A 14,459-nucleotide genomic window follows, 5' to 3' on the forward strand; every position below is an offset into this window, starting at 1 on the left:
GGTGCACGACGCGGTCGTCGCACTGCAGGAGGGCAAGACGGCGGTCGCCGTCGTGACTTCCGAGTTCGAAGCCCTGGCGCACACGATGGCCGCGAACGCCGGTCGCTCTGGCCTTCGCGTTCACGTCCTGCCCTATCCCCTCGACAGTCGCCCCGAGAAGGAGGTGCGTGAGATTGCAAGAGAGCACTATCGACCGCTCTTGCGGACCCTCGGGTTGTGAGGTCAGCTGGCTGTCGAGCCAGCGCCTCGAGATCGACGCGGACCCGTCGGCCTTCGCGAAGCTCGCGACCGAAGCGGGCTGGGGAGACGGCCTGCCGCTGATCCCGCCGACCGAAGAGCGCGTGCGCGCCTTCGTCGCCGCCTCGGGCCGCTTTCCCGATCAGCTGCTGGGCGTCCTGCCGCCCCGGGACGGGCGCTGCACCGTCGAGAAGCTCGCGATCAACGCGGTCATGGCCGGCGCGCCGGCGGAGGCGATGCCGCTTCTCTGCACTGCGATCGAAGCCTGCGTCGACCCGGCCCTCGACCTCTTCTCACTCAACACGACGACCAGCTCGGTCGTTCCGGGCGTCTTCGTGAACGGACCGATCCGTCACTCCCTCGAGCTGCCGATGGAAGCGGGGTGCTTCGGGGGCGTGCCGGGGACGGCGCCGGCGATCGGACGCGCGCTGCGCCTCACGATGCGCAACATCGGCGGCCAGAAGATCGGCGAGAACTCGAAGAGCGTCTTCGGACAGCCGGGACGGGTGACCGGGATCGTCGTCGCCGAGTGGGAGGAACGCTCTCCCTGGGCGCCCCTCGCCGAGCGCCGCGGGGTGACGGGCGACGCGGTCACGGTCTACGGCTGCATCGGCACGATGGACATCGCCGACGTCGCCGCCGACACGGGCCGGACCCTCACCGAGCTCATCGGCAAGAGCCTCGCCTACCCGGGCACCAACGCCTACGTCAGTCACTGGGGTGCCGAGACGATGGTCTGCCTCGCCCCGCCGTGGGCCGACCTGATCGCCAAGGACTTCCCGACGATCGAAGACACGCAGGAGGCGCTCTGGCACGCTGCGGCCCATCCCATCGACTTCTTTCCGGAGCCCCATCGGGCCTGGCTCGAGGAGCGGGGCCGCATCGACGCGCAGGGGATCGCGCACCTGGTGGAGCGCCCCGACGAGATCCTCGTGATGGTCTGCGGCGGCCTCGGCAACCTGCATGCGTTGGGCCTGCACAACTTCGGCCCGACGCGCGCGGTCACGCGCGCGATCCGCGCCGAGGAAGACTCGAACGAGACCTAGCCGGCGCGATCCCGAGCAGGGCCCCGAAATCGCTCCTCACGGGCGGTCGGCGCCTGACGCGTCGGTCCCGGACCGCTCCCGCCACTCCCGATCGACGATCAAGCGCGCGCCGCGCCGAAACGACAGGTAGGCCCACGCCCACTGGAGTACGACGAAGAGACGATTCTTGAAGCCCACGAGGAAGTAGACGTGCACGAGGAGCCAGGCGATCCACGCCGGGAATCCCGCGAGCTCGAGCTTCCCGCGCTGGAGCACCGCCCGCTTGCGACCGATCGTCGCCATCTGCCCCTTGTCGACGTAGACGAACGCACGATCGTCGACTCGACCGGCCGCCATCCCGCGAATCCGCTTCGCGAGATAGGCGCCCTGCTGCATCGCGACCGGTGCGACGCCAGGGAGCGGCTCTCCTTCCCCGCCCTCGACGTGCGCCTGGTCGCCGGCCACGAACACTTCCGGACGATCCGGGAGCGAGAGATCCGGCCGGACGCGCACGCGCCCCTGCCGATCCAGCGCGCTCCGGAGCTGTTGGTTGAGCGGGCTCGCCGCGACGCCGGCGGCCCACAAGACCGTCCGCGCCTCCAGTCGCTCGTCACCGACCTCGACGCCCCGTTCGTCGACGGCGGTGACCAGGCTCTCCGCCCAGACCTGAACGCCGAGGCTCTCCAGGTCGCGAACCGCACGGCTCGACAGCCGCTCCGAGAACATCGGCAGGATCCGGGGGCCGGCTTCGATCAGGACGACGCGGGCGAGCTTCGGATCGATCTCCCGGAAATCCCGGGACAACGTGAAGCGGCTCATCTCGCCGATCGCGCCGGCGAGCTCGACGCCCGTCGGCCCCCCGCCCACCACGGCGAACGTGAGCAGGGCGCGGCGAACGGCCGGATCCGACTCCTTCTCAGCCTCTTCGAAGGCGCGCAGGACCCGGCGTCGGATCTCGGTGGCCTGCGCCAGCGTCTTGAGACCGGGCGCATGGGGCTCCCAGTCGTCGCGGCCGAAATACGAGTGTCCCGCCCCGGCGGCCAGGACCAGCACGTCGTAGTCGAAGGACCCGCTCGCCGTCTCGATGCGGCGGGCATCGAGATCGATCCGCAGCACACGCTCCTGCCGGACCCGCACGTTCGGAGCGTGGGCGAGGAGCGACCGGATGGGCGCAGCGATCTCGGCGGGACTCAGTCCGGCCATCGCGACCTGATAGAGCAGAGGCTGAAAGAGATGGTGGTTCCGCGCGTCGAAGAGCGTGACTTCGACGTCGGGAGCACCTCCGAGATCGCGAGCGGCGCGCAAACCCGCGAATCCACCGCCGACGATGAGTACGCGTGTCATGCGGGTGGGAGAATACCGCGGATCAGAGGCGATCTCCTCAGGCCCGTCCGGTCGACCAGGCAGCGCGAGACGTGAGCGCCGCGCGCCGTGCGAACGCCGACAGAGGTCGCGCGCGCCAATCCGCGTTCAGCACTTCGACCACGACGGGCAGATCGGACGCGCGCGCCTCGACCTGCGCCGCCGCGCGGGCGAGATCGAACCCGCCCTCCCCCGGCATCCGCCGCCGGTCCATCGTCGCGGGTCCGAACTCGCCTTCGCCGTAGGGAACGCCGTCCGAGAGCTGGACGTTCGCGAAGTGCTCGAGCGGCAGCGCCTCGAGGGCCTCCCACTCGACGCCCTCCGGGCGCAGGAAGAAATGCCACGTGTCGAGGGTGACGCCGACCCCCGCCACGCCGAGCGCCTCGGAGAAGGCCCGTGCGTCGGAAACCGAGCGGAGCTTCGTGCCCCGGCTGAACTCGAGCGCGAGCCGGGTTCCGACCCGGGCGAGCGCCTCCGCGACGCCCCGCGCGCGTTCGACGATCGGCGCGTCGACGGGCTCGACCACGCGCGCATTGACGAACTCGGCGCCGAGCGCCTCCGACCAGCGCACGTGTTCTTCGAGCTCCGCAGCGGTCGCGTCGGGGGCTCCGATCGCGATCCCCGCGAGCTCCATGCACGCGAGTCCACGCGACTCGAGGCCCGCGCGAAGCGTCGCCAGCGCGACGCCTTCCTCCTCGAGCTTCCGCAGCCAGAAAACGTCCGGCGCGATCGCGTCGAAGCCGGCCTCCGCGGCGGCGTCGAGGTGGGCCTCCCACTGGGTGGGCAGGCCGTGGAGGGGCGAGTGGTTCAGCGTCGCGAGTCCGAAGCGGGGCATCTCCCGAGGCTAGTTCCGTGTGGCCTGCAGCGGTAGCCCGCGGCGCGTCGTGATGTACCGTCGCTCGTCATGCAGCAACCGCCGCCCGCGAAGGGCGCCGCGTACACCCTCGGTCTCCTCCTCGTCATCTACGTCGTGAATCACATCGACCGCCAGGTGATGTACATCCTGGCGGAGTCGGTCAAGGCGGACCTCGACCTGACCGACGGACAGCTCGGATTCCTGATGGGCGGCGGCTTCGCGCTCTTCTACGCGTTCGCGGGCATCCCGATCGCGCGACTCGCCGACCGCGGCCATCGCAGCAACCTGATCAGCCTCGCCCTCCTGATCTGGAGCGCGATGACCGTCGCGTCGGGGATGGCCACCAACTTCCTCCAGCTCCTCGCCGCGCGGGTCGGCGTCGGCGTCGGCGAAGCCGGGTGCACGCCGCCGGCCCACTCGATCCTGTCGGACACGTACCCGCCCGAGCGCCGAGGGTTCGCGCTCTCGGTCTACGGGCTGGGCGTTCCGTTCGGGATCCTCTTCGGCTTCACCGCCGGCGGCTACCTGTCGGACGAGCTCGGTTGGCGAACCGCCTTCTTCGTCGTCGGGATTCCGGGCGTCGTCCTCGCGCTGCTCGCGAAGCTCACGCTCCGCGAGCCCGAGCGCGGACGCTTCGACGCGAACGCCTCGAGCGAGCTCGAATCCGTCCGCGCGACGTTCGGGTTCATCGCGCGCCTCCCCTCGATGCGCCACGCCCTCGCCGGCTCCTCCCTGCAGACGCTCTTCCTCGCCGGCGCCGGCGCCTTCCACGCGTCCTTCCTCCAGCGCGTCCACGGGCTGACGGCGACCGAGGCGGGGGTCCGCCTGGGACTGGTCGCCGGGCTCGCCGGGGCCGTCTCGGTCTACGGCGCGGGCTGGCTGAGCCAGCGGCTCGCGCCCCGGGACGCGCGGTGGACCTGGTGGATCCCGGCGATCGGCTGCGTGCTCTCGCTGCCCTTCTCGGTGCTCGCCTACACGACGGAGACAGCGACGCTCGCGGTCGCGATGATCGCGGCGGCCACGTTCCTGAACCACGCCTACTCGGCGCTGACCCACGCGATCATGCAGAACCTCGTCCGGCCGCGGATGCGCGCGGTCATGTCGGCGCTCGCGCTCTTCGCGATGAACCTGGTCGGCTTCGGGCTCGGCCCGATTCTCGTCGGCGGGCTCTCCGACGCGTTCGGCGGTGGACCGGAGATCCGCTTTGCGCTCGTGGCCCTGGTCGTCTTCGTCGCGTGGGCCGCCGTGCACTACGTCCTGGGCGCGCGGACCTATCTCCGCGACCTCGACGCCAAGGACGCCTGAGCCGGATCAGGCGGGGCCTGTCACCTGCACGTTCTCGGCGAGGTTGCCTTCGGGATCCGCGGTGAAGGCGACGCGGACGGGCGCGACGTCGGAATCGCGGATCCCCTCGCGCACCGTTCCGCCCGCCGCCTCGACGTCGGCGACGAGGGCATCCAGATCTTCGGCGACGAACCCGAGGATGATTCCACCGGGCGTCGGCGCCGGACGCTCCGGGTACTGCAGCAGCGTGAGCGAGCCGGGACCGTGGCCGGCGTCGACGCCGAGGAAGATCTCGTCGATGGATTCCCCGACGATCTCCGCACGGACGCGCCCGAACTCCTTCAGGCCGTACGCGCGTCGGTAGTAGGCGGACATGCCCTCGAGGTCGTGGACCACGAGCTTCGTGAGGGCGAGGGGCGTCGCCATCAGGCCGCGGGGCGGATCTTGTACCGGACCGGCAGCGTCTTCAGACCGGCGACGAAGCTCGCCGAGATGTGGGTCGGATCGCCGGCGGGCTCGATCTCCTCGACCCGATTCGCGATCTCGAGGAACAGCGCGCGGGACGAGAGCCGGGCGACGTGGGCACCGAGGCAGAAATGCTCTCCGGTTCCGAAGCCCAGGTGGCGATTCGGATGGCGCTCGATGTCGAACTCGAAGGGACGGTCGAAGACCGCCTCGTCCCGGTTCGCCGAGGCGTAGTACATGATCAGGTCTTCGCCGGCCTTCATCTTGACGCCACCGACCTCGGCGTCTCGGAGCAGGCGACGCTTCATGTAGTTGACCGGGGAGGTCCAACGGACGACCTCCTCGACCGTCGACTTGCCCATCGCCTCGGTCGGATTCGCCTTCAGCTTGCGCATCTGGTCCGGGTTCTCGAGCAGTGCCTGCATCCCGCCGGAGATCGCGTTGCGGGTCGTATCGTGTCCGGCGGTGAAGACGATCAGGTAGTACCCGAAGAGCTCGAGGGGCGGCAGCGGCTCACCGTTGGGCATCTTCGCGTTCGCGAGCATGCTCGCGAGATCGTCGGTCGGGTTCTCGCGGCGATCGGCGATGATCCGCGTGAAGAGCGCACCGAAGTCCGCGAAGAGCTGCTTGCTCGCCTCCTGCCGGTCCGCGGCCTCGCGCTGGAGGTCCGGATCGTCGGCGGCGAAGAGCTGCTGGGTCAGCTCGAGGAGGAGGTCTTCGTCCTCGGGCTCGATGCCCAGGATCGTCGCCAGGACGCGAAGCGGGTGGCGTTGCGAGATCTGCTCGACGAAGTCGCACTCGCCCTCTTCACCGAGCTTGTCGATCTGGGCGCGCGCGCAGTCGGCCACGATCTCGTCGAGACGATGGATCGAGCGCGGCGTGAAGAAGCCGCTCGCCACCTTGCGGTAGTCGCGGTGCTCCGGCGGGTCCATCTCGATGATCGTGCGCATCGGCGGGCGGTTCTCGGGCGCGTCCATCCGCTGCAGCGTCTGGACCTTGTCCATCAGGAACGGGCCCTCGCTGTTGCTGAAGATGTCCGGCTTGCACGAGATGCTCATGATGTCCGCGTGCCGCGTGATCGCGTAGAAGGGCGGATGCGTGTCCGTCTCGACGTAGTGGACGGGCGAGTGGGCGCGGAGCTGGGTCCAGACCTCGTGGGGCTGACCGGCGACGCCGTAGTTCGCGGGCGTGATCAGGTCGTGGGGATCGATGTCGAGCGTGGGAACGGGGGCGGACGCCATGTCGGGGACTCCTCGAGAGGTGAACGATCGTTCACCCGGTAGACGCAACCAGTCTAGCTTCCGAAATCGGCCCCCGGCAGGCCCCGCCTGAGGGGGAACTGCACCGGATCAAGGCTTCTGCTGCTTCAACTCGATCACGTTGCCGAAAGGATCGCGTCCGTAGACGCAGATCGAGCTGCCGACGTCGACGGGCGGACCGTTGAACTCGACGCCCGCCGCCTCGAGGCGCGCGTACTCGTCCTCGATTCCGGTCACCCGCAGACAGAAGTGGGTGATCCCGTGGTCGCAGACCCGGAGGCCCGGATCCCGCACGTTCGGCGTGGGGGACACGTACTGGAAGATCTCGATCCGGGTGTCTCCGAGCCGGACCATCGCCACCTTCGAGGACGAGTCCCGGAGCCCCACCAGCTGGTCGACGCGCGCGGCACCACGGGGCCAGCCCGACTCGCTCTCGACCTCGAAGCCGAGCACGTTCGTGTAGAAATCGACCGCTTCGTCCAGGTCTGGGACCGAGATCGCGGTGTGGTCGATGGCGTGGATCATCCGTCGCGGCGGCCTATCCGAACAGGACGGGCAGGCTGCGCGGCGACCGGAAGGCCCGGCCCGTGATGTGGACGTCCTCGGCTGCGGGGTCGAGTCGCAGGTTCGGCAGCCGGTCGAGGAGCGCGTCGAGGCAGACCTTCGTCTCCATCCGCGCGAGGTGCATGCCGAGGCAGCGGTGGGGGCCGAAAGCGAAGGACATGTGCTGGCGCGGTGGACGATGGATGTCGAACTCGTCCGCGCGATCCCAACGCGTCTCGTCGCGATTGGCGGCACCGATCAGGACATGGACGTACGAGCCGGCGGGGATCTCGGTTCCGGCGACCTCGGTGTCTTCGACGCAGAGGCGTCCGATCCCGGTCAACGGCACTTCCCAACGGAGCCCTTCTTCGATCGCCTGGATCATCAACCCTCGGTCGTCGGCGAGTGCCTGCCACTGCTCCGGCTTCGAGAGCAGCCCGAAGATCAGGTTGCTCGAGGAGCGGTAGGTCGTCTCGGCGCCGGCGGGAAGGAGCAGGCGCAGGAAGCCGAGCACGTGCTCGTTGTCGAGTTCCTGTCCGTCGAGCTCGCCGGTCGCGAGCACGCTGATCAGATCCTTGCCGGGGTTCGCGCGACGCGCGTCGATGATCGGCGTGAGGTACTCACCGAGCTGCTGGGAGCCCTGGATCCCTCGCATCGGATCGAGGGCGACGCTGATCACGTCGACGGCGCGCGCGTGGAACCAGGGAAGATCCTCCTCGGGCAACCCCAGCATGCCCGCGATCACGTGGACCGGAAACGGAAAGGTCAGCTCGCGAACGAGGTCGGCGGAGCCGCGATCCACGAAGGCATCGACCAGTCCGTGGACGACCGGATGGACGAGCTCCTGCTCCCAGACCTCGAGGGCCTTCTTGCTGAAGGCCTGCTGGATGAGCCGCCGGTATCGTCCGTGCTCGGGTTCGTCCATCACGAGGATGTTGGGGCCCATTACGGCGCCCATCGATTCGCGATAGGCACCGGAGGAGAAGATCCGCCCGTCTCGAAGGATCTCGGACACGGCGTCGTAGCTCACGGCGATGAAGCTCTTCTTCTCCTCGCCGAGCATGGCGGCCATCGCGCCGCTCGGAGCCGTATCCTCGATCACGCCGGCCTTCGCCCGCATCGCCGCGAACTCCGGATACGGGTCGCGGCATTCGTCCATGCCCATCGCCGTGTCGAAGGCCTCGAAGGGATCGACTTCCTCGGTCGTCGCGCTCATGGCCGCGCCTCCTGGACGGGGCCACGTCGCAAGGCCCACCCCACGAGCGTGGCGAGCGCGGCCGCAGGCGTCAAGCACCCTCCGAGGCACGGCGATCCGGGCCGCGGACTGCGCACCCCGTGGGAGGGTCGCGGGTGACACGAAAACGCGAGCGTCGCTTCGAACGCGGACCGACTCCGGTTCCGGATTCGTCTGCCTAGAGGAACGGCTCCGGCACCACCTGCTTGCAGATCGCCAGGCTCGGCTGGAACGACGGGCGCGCCATCATGCGCTCGTAGTGCGCGGCGAGGGAGGGCCAGCGCGCCGCGTCCAGATCGCCAGCCACGAGCGTCAGCTGCGTGAGGATGCAGGCCAGCGTGATGTCCGCGACCCCGAGCTGTTCGCCGACGAGGAACGCCTTGCCGTCGAGCTCTCCTTCCAGGTAGTCGAAGATCGGCGGCATCTGCTCGGCGAGGGTCTGCTTCGCGCGATCCAGATCGGGGTCCTTCTTCTGGAACACGTTGAACATGATCGGCCGGAAGATCCCCATGCCGATCGGCGCGACCAACACGGTGTCCGCGTACTCCTCGTAGAAGAGCGCACGTCCGTACTCGTAGGGATCGGTCGGATAGAGCGGGACCTCGGGGTGCTTCCGCTCGAGGAACGCACAGATGGCCGACGAGTCCGGGATCGTGCCGGCGACGCCCTCCTTGCCGTAGTCGGTGTCGCGCAGGACCGGAATCCGCTTCGCCGGACTGATCTCGAGGAACCAGTCGGGCATGGGCAGGATGTTGACGGGCTCGAGCTCGAACTCGAGCCCCTTCTCGCGCAGCGTGACGTCGGCCTTGCGGACGAAGGGAGAGAGCGGGGCGCCGTACAGGATCAGACTCATGATTCCTCCAGGAGCGGGCGGTTCCGTAGGGGGATAGCCTTTGCGACGCGCCCGAGCGAGCAGCGCTCCCAGACTCGAAGTCCCGCCCGGTCCCACCGCAATGCGCCACGATCCGCGGGTCCGATCGAAGCGTCTCCGGCCTCACCGGAAGGAGCCTCCATGAATACCGACCTCGCCCGGGAGCTGGGTATCGAGTTCCCGATCTTCGCCTTCACCCACTGTCGTGACGTCGTCACCGCGGTCTCCAAGGCCGGCGGCCTGGGCGTCTTCGGCGTCGCCGCCCACTCCGCCGAGAACCTGCGGGCCGAGCTCGACTGGATCGAGAACGAGCTCCAGGGCAAGCCCTATGGCGTCGACCTGCTCCTCCCGACGAAGTACGCCGGAAGCGAGCGAGGCGGCTTCTCGCAGGACGAGCTCGACGAGCGGATCCCCGCCGACCACCGCGCCTTCCTCGACGATCTCCTCGAGAAGCACGAGGTTCCACCGCTCCAGGAGGACGCGAAGGTCGGGCGCGGGTTCCAGGTCGGCTTCGAGAGCCAGCGCGAAGTGATCGAGACGCTCTTCGAATACGACATCAAGCTGATCGCGAGTGCCCTCGGGCCGCCGCCCGCGTGGATGGTCGAGCAGGGCAAGGCGCGCGGCATCAAGGTCGCCGCGCTCGCCGGGACGGTCGAACACGCCCGGCGCCACGCCGAGGCCGGCGCCGACATCATCATCGCTCAGGGCTACGAAGCCGGTGGCCATACGGGCGAGATCGCGACGATGGTTCTCGTCCCCGAAGTCGTCGATGCCGTCGCGCCGGTTCCCGTCCTCGCCGCCGGCGGGATCGGATCCGGTCGCCAGATCACGGCGAGCCTCGCCCTCGGTGCCCAGGGCGTCTGGATCGGATCGCTGTGGCTGACGACGGAAGAGGCCGAGACGTCGCCGGTCGTGAAGGAGAAATTCCTCGCGGCGGGGACGAGTGACACGATCCGGAGTCGGTCGCTCACCGGCAAGCCCGCACGGATGCTGCGGAGCGCCTGGACCGAGGCGTGGGAGGACGAGTCGAATCCGGACCCGCTCCCGATGCCGCTCCAGCCGCGACTGATCCGGGAGGCACAGGCTCGCATCAAGCGGACGAGCCACAATCACGCGGGCAGTCAGCAGCTCGACAACTACTTCGTCGGGCAGATCGTCGGATCGATGAACCACGTCAAGTCGGTCCGCACGGTCATGGAGGAGCTCGCCATGGAATACGCGGACACGATGGAGCGTCTCGACGGCTGGGCCGGAACGGACTGAGGGCGCCGGAACACCCACACGCGATGGACGCCCAGCGACTCCCGCTCTCCACGATCGTGCTCTACGGCTCCCCCGTCGGCGCCGTCTTTGCCGCGTCCTTCCTCGTCTCGACCTTCTTCCTGGTCTTCATGACCGACGTCCTGCGGATCGCGCCGGCCACCGCCGGCATGATCGTCCTGATCGGGCAGGTCTGGGACGCGATCAACGATCCGCCGATCGGCCACCTCTCCGACCGGACCCGCTCGCGCTGGGGAAGGCGGCGTCCCTGGATGGCGGCCTCGGCGATCCCCCTCGCGGTCTGCACCGTGGCCGTCTGGCAGCCCCCGCGAAGCTTCGACCCGTCCCAGGTGGTCGTCTGGGTCCTGGTCTCGTTCCTTCTGCTGCGGACCTTCTACTCGACCTTTCGCGTGCCCCACCTCGCGCTCGGCGCCGAGCTCGGTCGCGGTTACCACGACCGGACGCGGGTCTTCGGCGGCTCCCAGTTCTTCGAGAACATGGGGCTCGTCGCCGCCGCGGTCGCCGTCGGACTGATCGAGAACGCAGAGGATCCACGGGCGCGCGCCGGCCAGGTCGCCGTCGCGCTCGGCTTCGCCGTCGTGGTCTTCGTCTTCGTCGCGACCGCCCGCCTGCGGGAGCGACCCGAATTCCAGGGCGGATCCTCGACCAGCGGCTTCGTCGCGTTCCGGGACGTGCTCCGCAATCCCCACGCGCGGATCCTGATCCTGATCTTCTTCCTCGACCAGGCGGGCCTCTCCATCCTGCTCGCGTCGATCCCCTACCTCTCGAACTGGGTCCTCGAGACCCCGGGCAACACGGCGATCTACATGGGCACGGCGGTGCTCGCGATGACCGCGTCGCTCCCCGTCGCCGTCGTCGCCGCGCGCCGCTTCGGCAAGCGCCGGGTCTGGGCGGTGTCGATGGTGGCCCGCGCGGTCACCCTCGCCTTCATCTTCTCGATCGAGAGCGGCAACACCGCGGTCGCGATCGCCTGGACGTTCCTGATCGGCTTCCTCGGCGGCTCGAGCTCGGTGATCGGACCGTCCCTCAAGGCCGACGTGATCGACTGGGACGAGGCCGAGAGCGGAGCGCGCCGGGAGGGCGCCTACTTCGCGACCTGGAACTTCGCGCAGAAGTCCGCGACGGCCCTGGCCGGTGGCTTGATCGGCGCGATCCTCGCCGCCGCGAGCTACGACCCGGGGCTCGCGGCCCAGAGCCAGGCGACACGGGACTGGATCCGCTTCACCGCGGGGCTCGTTCCCTGTACCCTGAACGTGCTCGCCGTCGTCGCGCTGGGCCGGTTCCGCCTCGACGAAGCCGCCCACCGCCGGGCGATCGAACGCAACCGCCAGGGGAGCCGGCAGAACGGCGGCCAGGGCACCGACTAACACACGACCGACGGCCTGACCGAGGAGAGCTCGATGCGTTTCTGGCACGGGATGGGCTACACGCCGATCGAGGAGCTCGCCCCCCTCGCCCGCCACGCCGAGTCGCTCGGTTTCTGCGGCATGACCCTGGGCGATCACTGGGTGACGGCCGAAGTCCAGGAAGACCGCTACGAGATCGCGAAGGACGGCGTCACACCGTGGGAGGACCAGGTCCCCTGGCCGGACCCCTGGGTCCAGTTCGCGGCCCTCGCCGGAGAGACGACGACGCTCCGGTTCATGACCACGGTCTACATCCTCCCGCTCCGCGACGCCTTCACGGCCGCCAAGGCGATCTCGACCGCTTCCGTCGTGACGGGCGGGCGCGTGCATCTCGGCGTCGGCGTGGGCTGGCAGAAGCTCGAGTTCGGACTCTCGGGCCAGCCCTTCGACCGGCGTGGCCGACACGTCGACGAGCAGCTCGAGGTCCTCGAGAAGCTCTGGTCCGGCGAGATGGTCGAGCACGACGGCGAGTTCTACGCGTTTCCCCGCGTTCGGATGCAGCCTCCGCCGCCGTCGAGGATCCCGGTCTACATCGGCGGAACCTCTCCCGCCGCCTTCCGCCGCGCCGCCCGCCACGATGGCTGGGAGGGAGCGGTGTATCCGTGGGACGAGATCGAGCGCTACGTCGCGGGCGCGAAGCAGGCGCGCCTCGACACGGCGGGCCACCTCGACGACTTCCGGATCATCGTCGGATGTACGGAGCCCACCCCCGAGCGAATGGCACAGCTTCGCGAGTGGGGCGTGACCGACTACCTGAAGCCGCCGTGGACGGACGGACTGAAGGCGACGGAGACGAGCCTCCGGTACAAGCTCGACGAGATGTCCGCTTTCGCCGAGACCTACTCGGTCGGCGCGAGCTAGCGGCGACGGTCGATCCCTTTCGCGATCATCCCGACAGCCGCGCGATGACGCGAGGCCGAGCCGGAGCCCCGCCATGCCCCCCGAAATGCCCAACGTGACCCCCGTCATCCTCGAAGCCGCGATCAACGGCGTGACGAGCCCCGAGCGGAACCCGAACGTGCCGCGCACGCCGGACGAGGTCGCCCGCGAGGCGATCGCGTGTCTCGACGCGGGCGCGTCGATCGTCCACAACCACACGGACGATCCGATCTTCGACGGCGTGACCGCGTCCCACTCCGCCGATCCCTACATCGAGGCGTGGCGACAGATCCTCGAGGTCCACCCGGGCGCATTCCTCTACCCGACCATGACCGGCGGCGGCCCGCACACGACGATCGAGCAGCGCTACGGCCATATCCCCGAGATCGCCGAAGCCGGCGCCCTCACCATGGGCATCGTCGACCCGGGCTCGGTCAACCTCGGTCGCTTCGAGCCCGACGGCGCACCCAGCGACGACGAGACGATCTACCTGAACAGCTACGCCGATACGCGGCACATGGTCGACACCTGCGTCGCCCTCGAGGTGCCGATCAGCTTCTCGATCTTCGACGGCAGCTTCATGCGCGCGGCCGTCGCGTACGTCCGCTCCGGGCGGATCCGGTTCGGGGGTCAGATCAAGATCTACTTCGGATCGGAGTACCTCCCGCTCGGCCTGCCCGCGACGCCCGCCGGTCTCGAGGCCTACCTCGACATCCTCGGCGACTGCCCGATGCCCTGGAGCGTCGCGATTCCGGGGGGCGACCTGCTCGCGACGCCGGTCGCCCGCCTCGCCCTCGAGCGCGGCGGCCACCTCCGGGTCGGGCTCGAGGACTACGCGGGGCCGGGGACGCCGACCAACCTCGAGCTCCTCGAGGCCGCGCGCAAGCTCTGCGACGAGGTCGGCCGGCCGATCGCATCGATCGAGGACACGGCACGACTCCTGCGCGAGGGCGCCGGGGTCTGAACCGGGCCCGGTGCGCGGATTCGCCGCCGCGAACGACTCGAATCGTGGTACAAAAGCTACATTCGAGTCGATTCGCGAGCGCACCGGCAATGGGTCTCAGTGGAAACCCGGAGCCGACCGATGGGGAGGAGACCCCGCCCCCCTGTGCGGAGTCCAAGATCGATGACCGAGCCTTCGTTCCCGTGCGTTCCGACCCCCCGGCTGATCCGGGCGCTCGGCTTCCTCGCCGCTCTCGCCCTGCTCGTCCCGGCGGCGACGCACGCCGCGACCGACGGCGCGCTCGGACTGAGCTCGGTCGGCTCGACGGAGGTCTCGATCGTCCGCGGCGAGACCGCGCAGGCGTCGGGTCTCGAGGACATCGTCCTCGCGCCCTGGACGGAAGGCGATACCGCCCCCCGCGGCACCGCCACCGCGTGCATCTACACGAGTACCGGCAGCTATCAGATCACCGCCTCGAGCAGCAACGGAGCCGGTGGGAATTTCCGGCTCAACTCGGGCACGGCGTTCATCAACTACCGCGTGCGCTGGAACGACGGCGTGAGTGGCCTGACGCTGCTCTCGAACGGCACCCCGGCGACGGGCTTCGTCGGCGACAGCACCAGTCTGAACTGCGGCGGCGCGAACCCCGCAACGATCCAGGTGAACATCCGGAACGCCGCGATCTCCGCCGCGCCGACCGGCGCGTACAGCGACACCCTGACGATCATGATCACCCCGCAGTAGGCGGTCGATCGGGGACGCGAGAACCGCCCACGAAGCGAGGCCCCGGCACGTCCTTCGCTCGTCAGCCCGA

General features: G+C 69.3%; 15 protein-coding genes. 8 read left to right on the top strand and 7 right to left on the bottom strand.

Going from position 1 to position 14,459, the window contains the following annotated elements:
* Position 1: 1 nt before the first annotated feature.
* Positions 2-220 carry a hypothetical protein gene (locus NXI30_00395; protein ID MCR9092649.1) on the top strand — a complete coding sequence of 73 codons (219 nt, stop codon included), beginning with the start codon at positions 2-4 and terminating at the stop codon, positions 218-220.
* The gene (locus NXI30_00400; protein MCR9092650.1) at positions 174-1,283 is read left to right on the top strand and encodes a hypothetical protein; all 1,110 of its coding nucleotides are present in this window, start codon (positions 174-176) and stop codon (positions 1,281-1,283) included. The genes NXI30_00395 and NXI30_00400 overlap by 47 nt, the downstream gene beginning before the upstream one ends.
* 36 nt (positions 1,284-1,319) lie before the next feature.
* On the opposite strand, the gene NXI30_00405 is transcribed toward NXI30_00400, so the two are convergent.
* Both NXI30_00405 and NXI30_00410 read right to left on the bottom strand, forming a co-directional pair.
* Positions 1,320-2,606, bottom strand: a complete 1,287-nt coding sequence (locus NXI30_00405; GenBank protein MCR9092651.1) for an NAD(P)/FAD-dependent oxidoreductase — start codon at positions 2,604-2,606, stop codon at positions 1,320-1,322.
* Positions 2,607-2,643: 37 nt separating this feature from the next.
* Positions 2,644-3,459 (bottom strand): sugar phosphate isomerase/epimerase, encoded by an 816-nt coding sequence (locus NXI30_00410; protein MCR9092652.1) that lies wholly within the window; start codon positions 3,457-3,459, stop codon positions 2,644-2,646.
* A gap of 69 nt (positions 3,460-3,528) precedes the next feature.
* On the opposite strand from NXI30_00410, the gene NXI30_00415 reads away from it, so the two are divergent.
* On the top strand, positions 3,529-4,785 hold the full coding sequence (locus tag NXI30_00415; protein MCR9092653.1) for an MFS transporter: 1,257 nt from the start codon (positions 3,529-3,531) through the stop codon (positions 4,783-4,785).
* 6 nt (positions 4,786-4,791) lie between these two features.
* On the opposite strand, the gene NXI30_00420 is transcribed toward NXI30_00415, so the two are convergent.
* The 5 genes from NXI30_00420 to NXI30_00440 all read right to left on the bottom strand — a co-directional run bounded on the left by NXI30_00420 (position 4,792) and on the right by NXI30_00440 (position 9,118).
* Positions 4,792-5,190 (bottom strand): hypothetical protein, encoded by a 399-nt coding sequence (locus NXI30_00420; GenBank protein MCR9092654.1) that lies wholly within the window; start codon positions 5,188-5,190, stop codon positions 4,792-4,794.
* Positions 5,190-6,470, bottom strand: a complete 1,281-nt coding sequence (locus NXI30_00425; protein MCR9092655.1) for a cytochrome P450 — start codon at positions 6,468-6,470, stop codon at positions 5,190-5,192. Before NXI30_00425 ends, NXI30_00420 begins: the two co-directional genes overlap by 1 nt.
* Positions 6,471-6,578: 108 nt before the next feature.
* Entirely contained in the window at positions 6,579-7,013 is a 435-nt protein-coding gene (locus NXI30_00430; GenBank protein MCR9092656.1) for a VOC family protein, read from the bottom strand.
* A 13-nt stretch (positions 7,014-7,026) separates the two neighbouring features.
* On the bottom strand, positions 7,027-8,196 hold the full coding sequence (locus NXI30_00435; GenBank protein MCR9092657.1) for a cytochrome P450: 1,170 nt from the start codon (positions 8,194-8,196) through the stop codon (positions 7,027-7,029).
* Between the two features lie 247 nt (positions 8,197-8,443).
* The gene (locus tag NXI30_00440; protein ID MCR9092658.1) at positions 8,444-9,118 is read right to left on the bottom strand and encodes a glutathione S-transferase family protein; all 675 of its coding nucleotides are present in this window, start codon (positions 9,116-9,118) and stop codon (positions 8,444-8,446) included.
* A 159-nt stretch (positions 9,119-9,277) separates the two neighbouring features.
* On the opposite strand from NXI30_00440, the gene NXI30_00445 reads away from it, so the two are divergent.
* The 5 genes from NXI30_00445 to NXI30_00465 all read left to right on the top strand — a co-directional run bounded on the left by NXI30_00445 (position 9,278) and on the right by NXI30_00465 (position 14,389).
* Positions 9,278-10,399 (top strand): nitronate monooxygenase, encoded by a 1,122-nt coding sequence (locus NXI30_00445; protein MCR9092659.1) that lies wholly within the window; start codon positions 9,278-9,280, stop codon positions 10,397-10,399.
* Between the two features lie 23 nt (positions 10,400-10,422).
* Positions 10,423-11,784, top strand: a complete 1,362-nt coding sequence (locus tag NXI30_00450) for an MFS transporter (GenBank protein ID MCR9092660.1) — start codon at positions 10,423-10,425, stop codon at positions 11,782-11,784.
* Positions 11,785-11,817: 33 nt separating this feature from the next.
* Positions 11,818-12,684, top strand: a complete 867-nt coding sequence (locus NXI30_00455; protein MCR9092661.1) for a TIGR03619 family F420-dependent LLM class oxidoreductase — start codon at positions 11,818-11,820, stop codon at positions 12,682-12,684.
* Between the two features lie 73 nt (positions 12,685-12,757).
* Complete coding sequence (locus NXI30_00460; protein MCR9092662.1) at positions 12,758-13,666, top strand: 3-keto-5-aminohexanoate cleavage protein; 909 nt, start codon at positions 12,758-12,760, stop codon at positions 13,664-13,666.
* Positions 13,667-13,828: 162 nt separating this feature from the next.
* Positions 13,829-14,389 (top strand): hypothetical protein, encoded by a 561-nt coding sequence (locus tag NXI30_00465; protein ID MCR9092663.1) that lies wholly within the window; start codon positions 13,829-13,831, stop codon positions 14,387-14,389.
* Positions 14,390-14,459 lie beyond the last annotated feature (70 nt).

The organism is bacterium, from assembly GCA_024742285.1.
GTDB lineage: Bacteria > Myxococcota_A > UBA9160 > UBA9160 > UBA4427 > UBA4427.

What these genes read in the sequence shown, in the direction of transcription:
- NXI30_00405 (MCR9092651.1), bottom strand. Translation starts at nt 2,606, where the DNA reads ATGACACGCGTACTCATCGTCGGCGGTGGATTCGCGGGTTTGCGCGCC.
- NXI30_00410 (MCR9092652.1), bottom strand. Translation starts at nt 3,459, where the DNA reads ATGCCCCGCTTCGGACTCGCGACGCTGAACCACTCGCCCCTCCACGGC.
- NXI30_00415 (MCR9092653.1), top strand. Translation starts at nt 3,529, where the DNA reads ATGCAGCAACCGCCGCCCGCGAAGGGCGCCGCGTACACCCTCGGTCTC.
- NXI30_00420 (MCR9092654.1), bottom strand. Translation starts at nt 5,190, where the DNA reads ATGGCGACGCCCCTCGCCCTCACGAAGCTCGTGGTCCACGACCTCGAG.
- NXI30_00425 (MCR9092655.1), bottom strand. Translation starts at nt 6,470, where the DNA reads ATGGCGTCCGCCCCCGTTCCCACGCTCGACATCGATCCCCACGACCTG.
- NXI30_00430 (MCR9092656.1), bottom strand. Translation starts at nt 7,013, where the DNA reads ATGATCCACGCCATCGACCACACCGCGATCTCGGTCCCAGACCTGGAC.
- NXI30_00435 (MCR9092657.1), bottom strand. Translation starts at nt 8,196, where the DNA reads ATGGGCATGGACGAATGCCGCGACCCGTATCCGGAGTTCGCGGCGATG.
- NXI30_00440 (MCR9092658.1), bottom strand. Translation starts at nt 9,118, where the DNA reads ATGAGTCTGATCCTGTACGGCGCCCCGCTCTCTCCCTTCGTCCGCAAG.
- NXI30_00445 (MCR9092659.1), top strand. Translation starts at nt 9,278, where the DNA reads ATGAATACCGACCTCGCCCGGGAGCTGGGTATCGAGTTCCCGATCTTC.
- NXI30_00450 (MCR9092660.1), top strand. Translation starts at nt 10,423, where the DNA reads ATGGACGCCCAGCGACTCCCGCTCTCCACGATCGTGCTCTACGGCTCC.
- NXI30_00455 (MCR9092661.1), top strand. Translation starts at nt 11,818, where the DNA reads ATGCGTTTCTGGCACGGGATGGGCTACACGCCGATCGAGGAGCTCGCC.
- NXI30_00460 (MCR9092662.1), top strand. Translation starts at nt 12,758, where the DNA reads ATGCCCCCCGAAATGCCCAACGTGACCCCCGTCATCCTCGAAGCCGCG.
- NXI30_00465 (MCR9092663.1), top strand. Translation starts at nt 13,829, where the DNA reads ATGACCGAGCCTTCGTTCCCGTGCGTTCCGACCCCCCGGCTGATCCGG.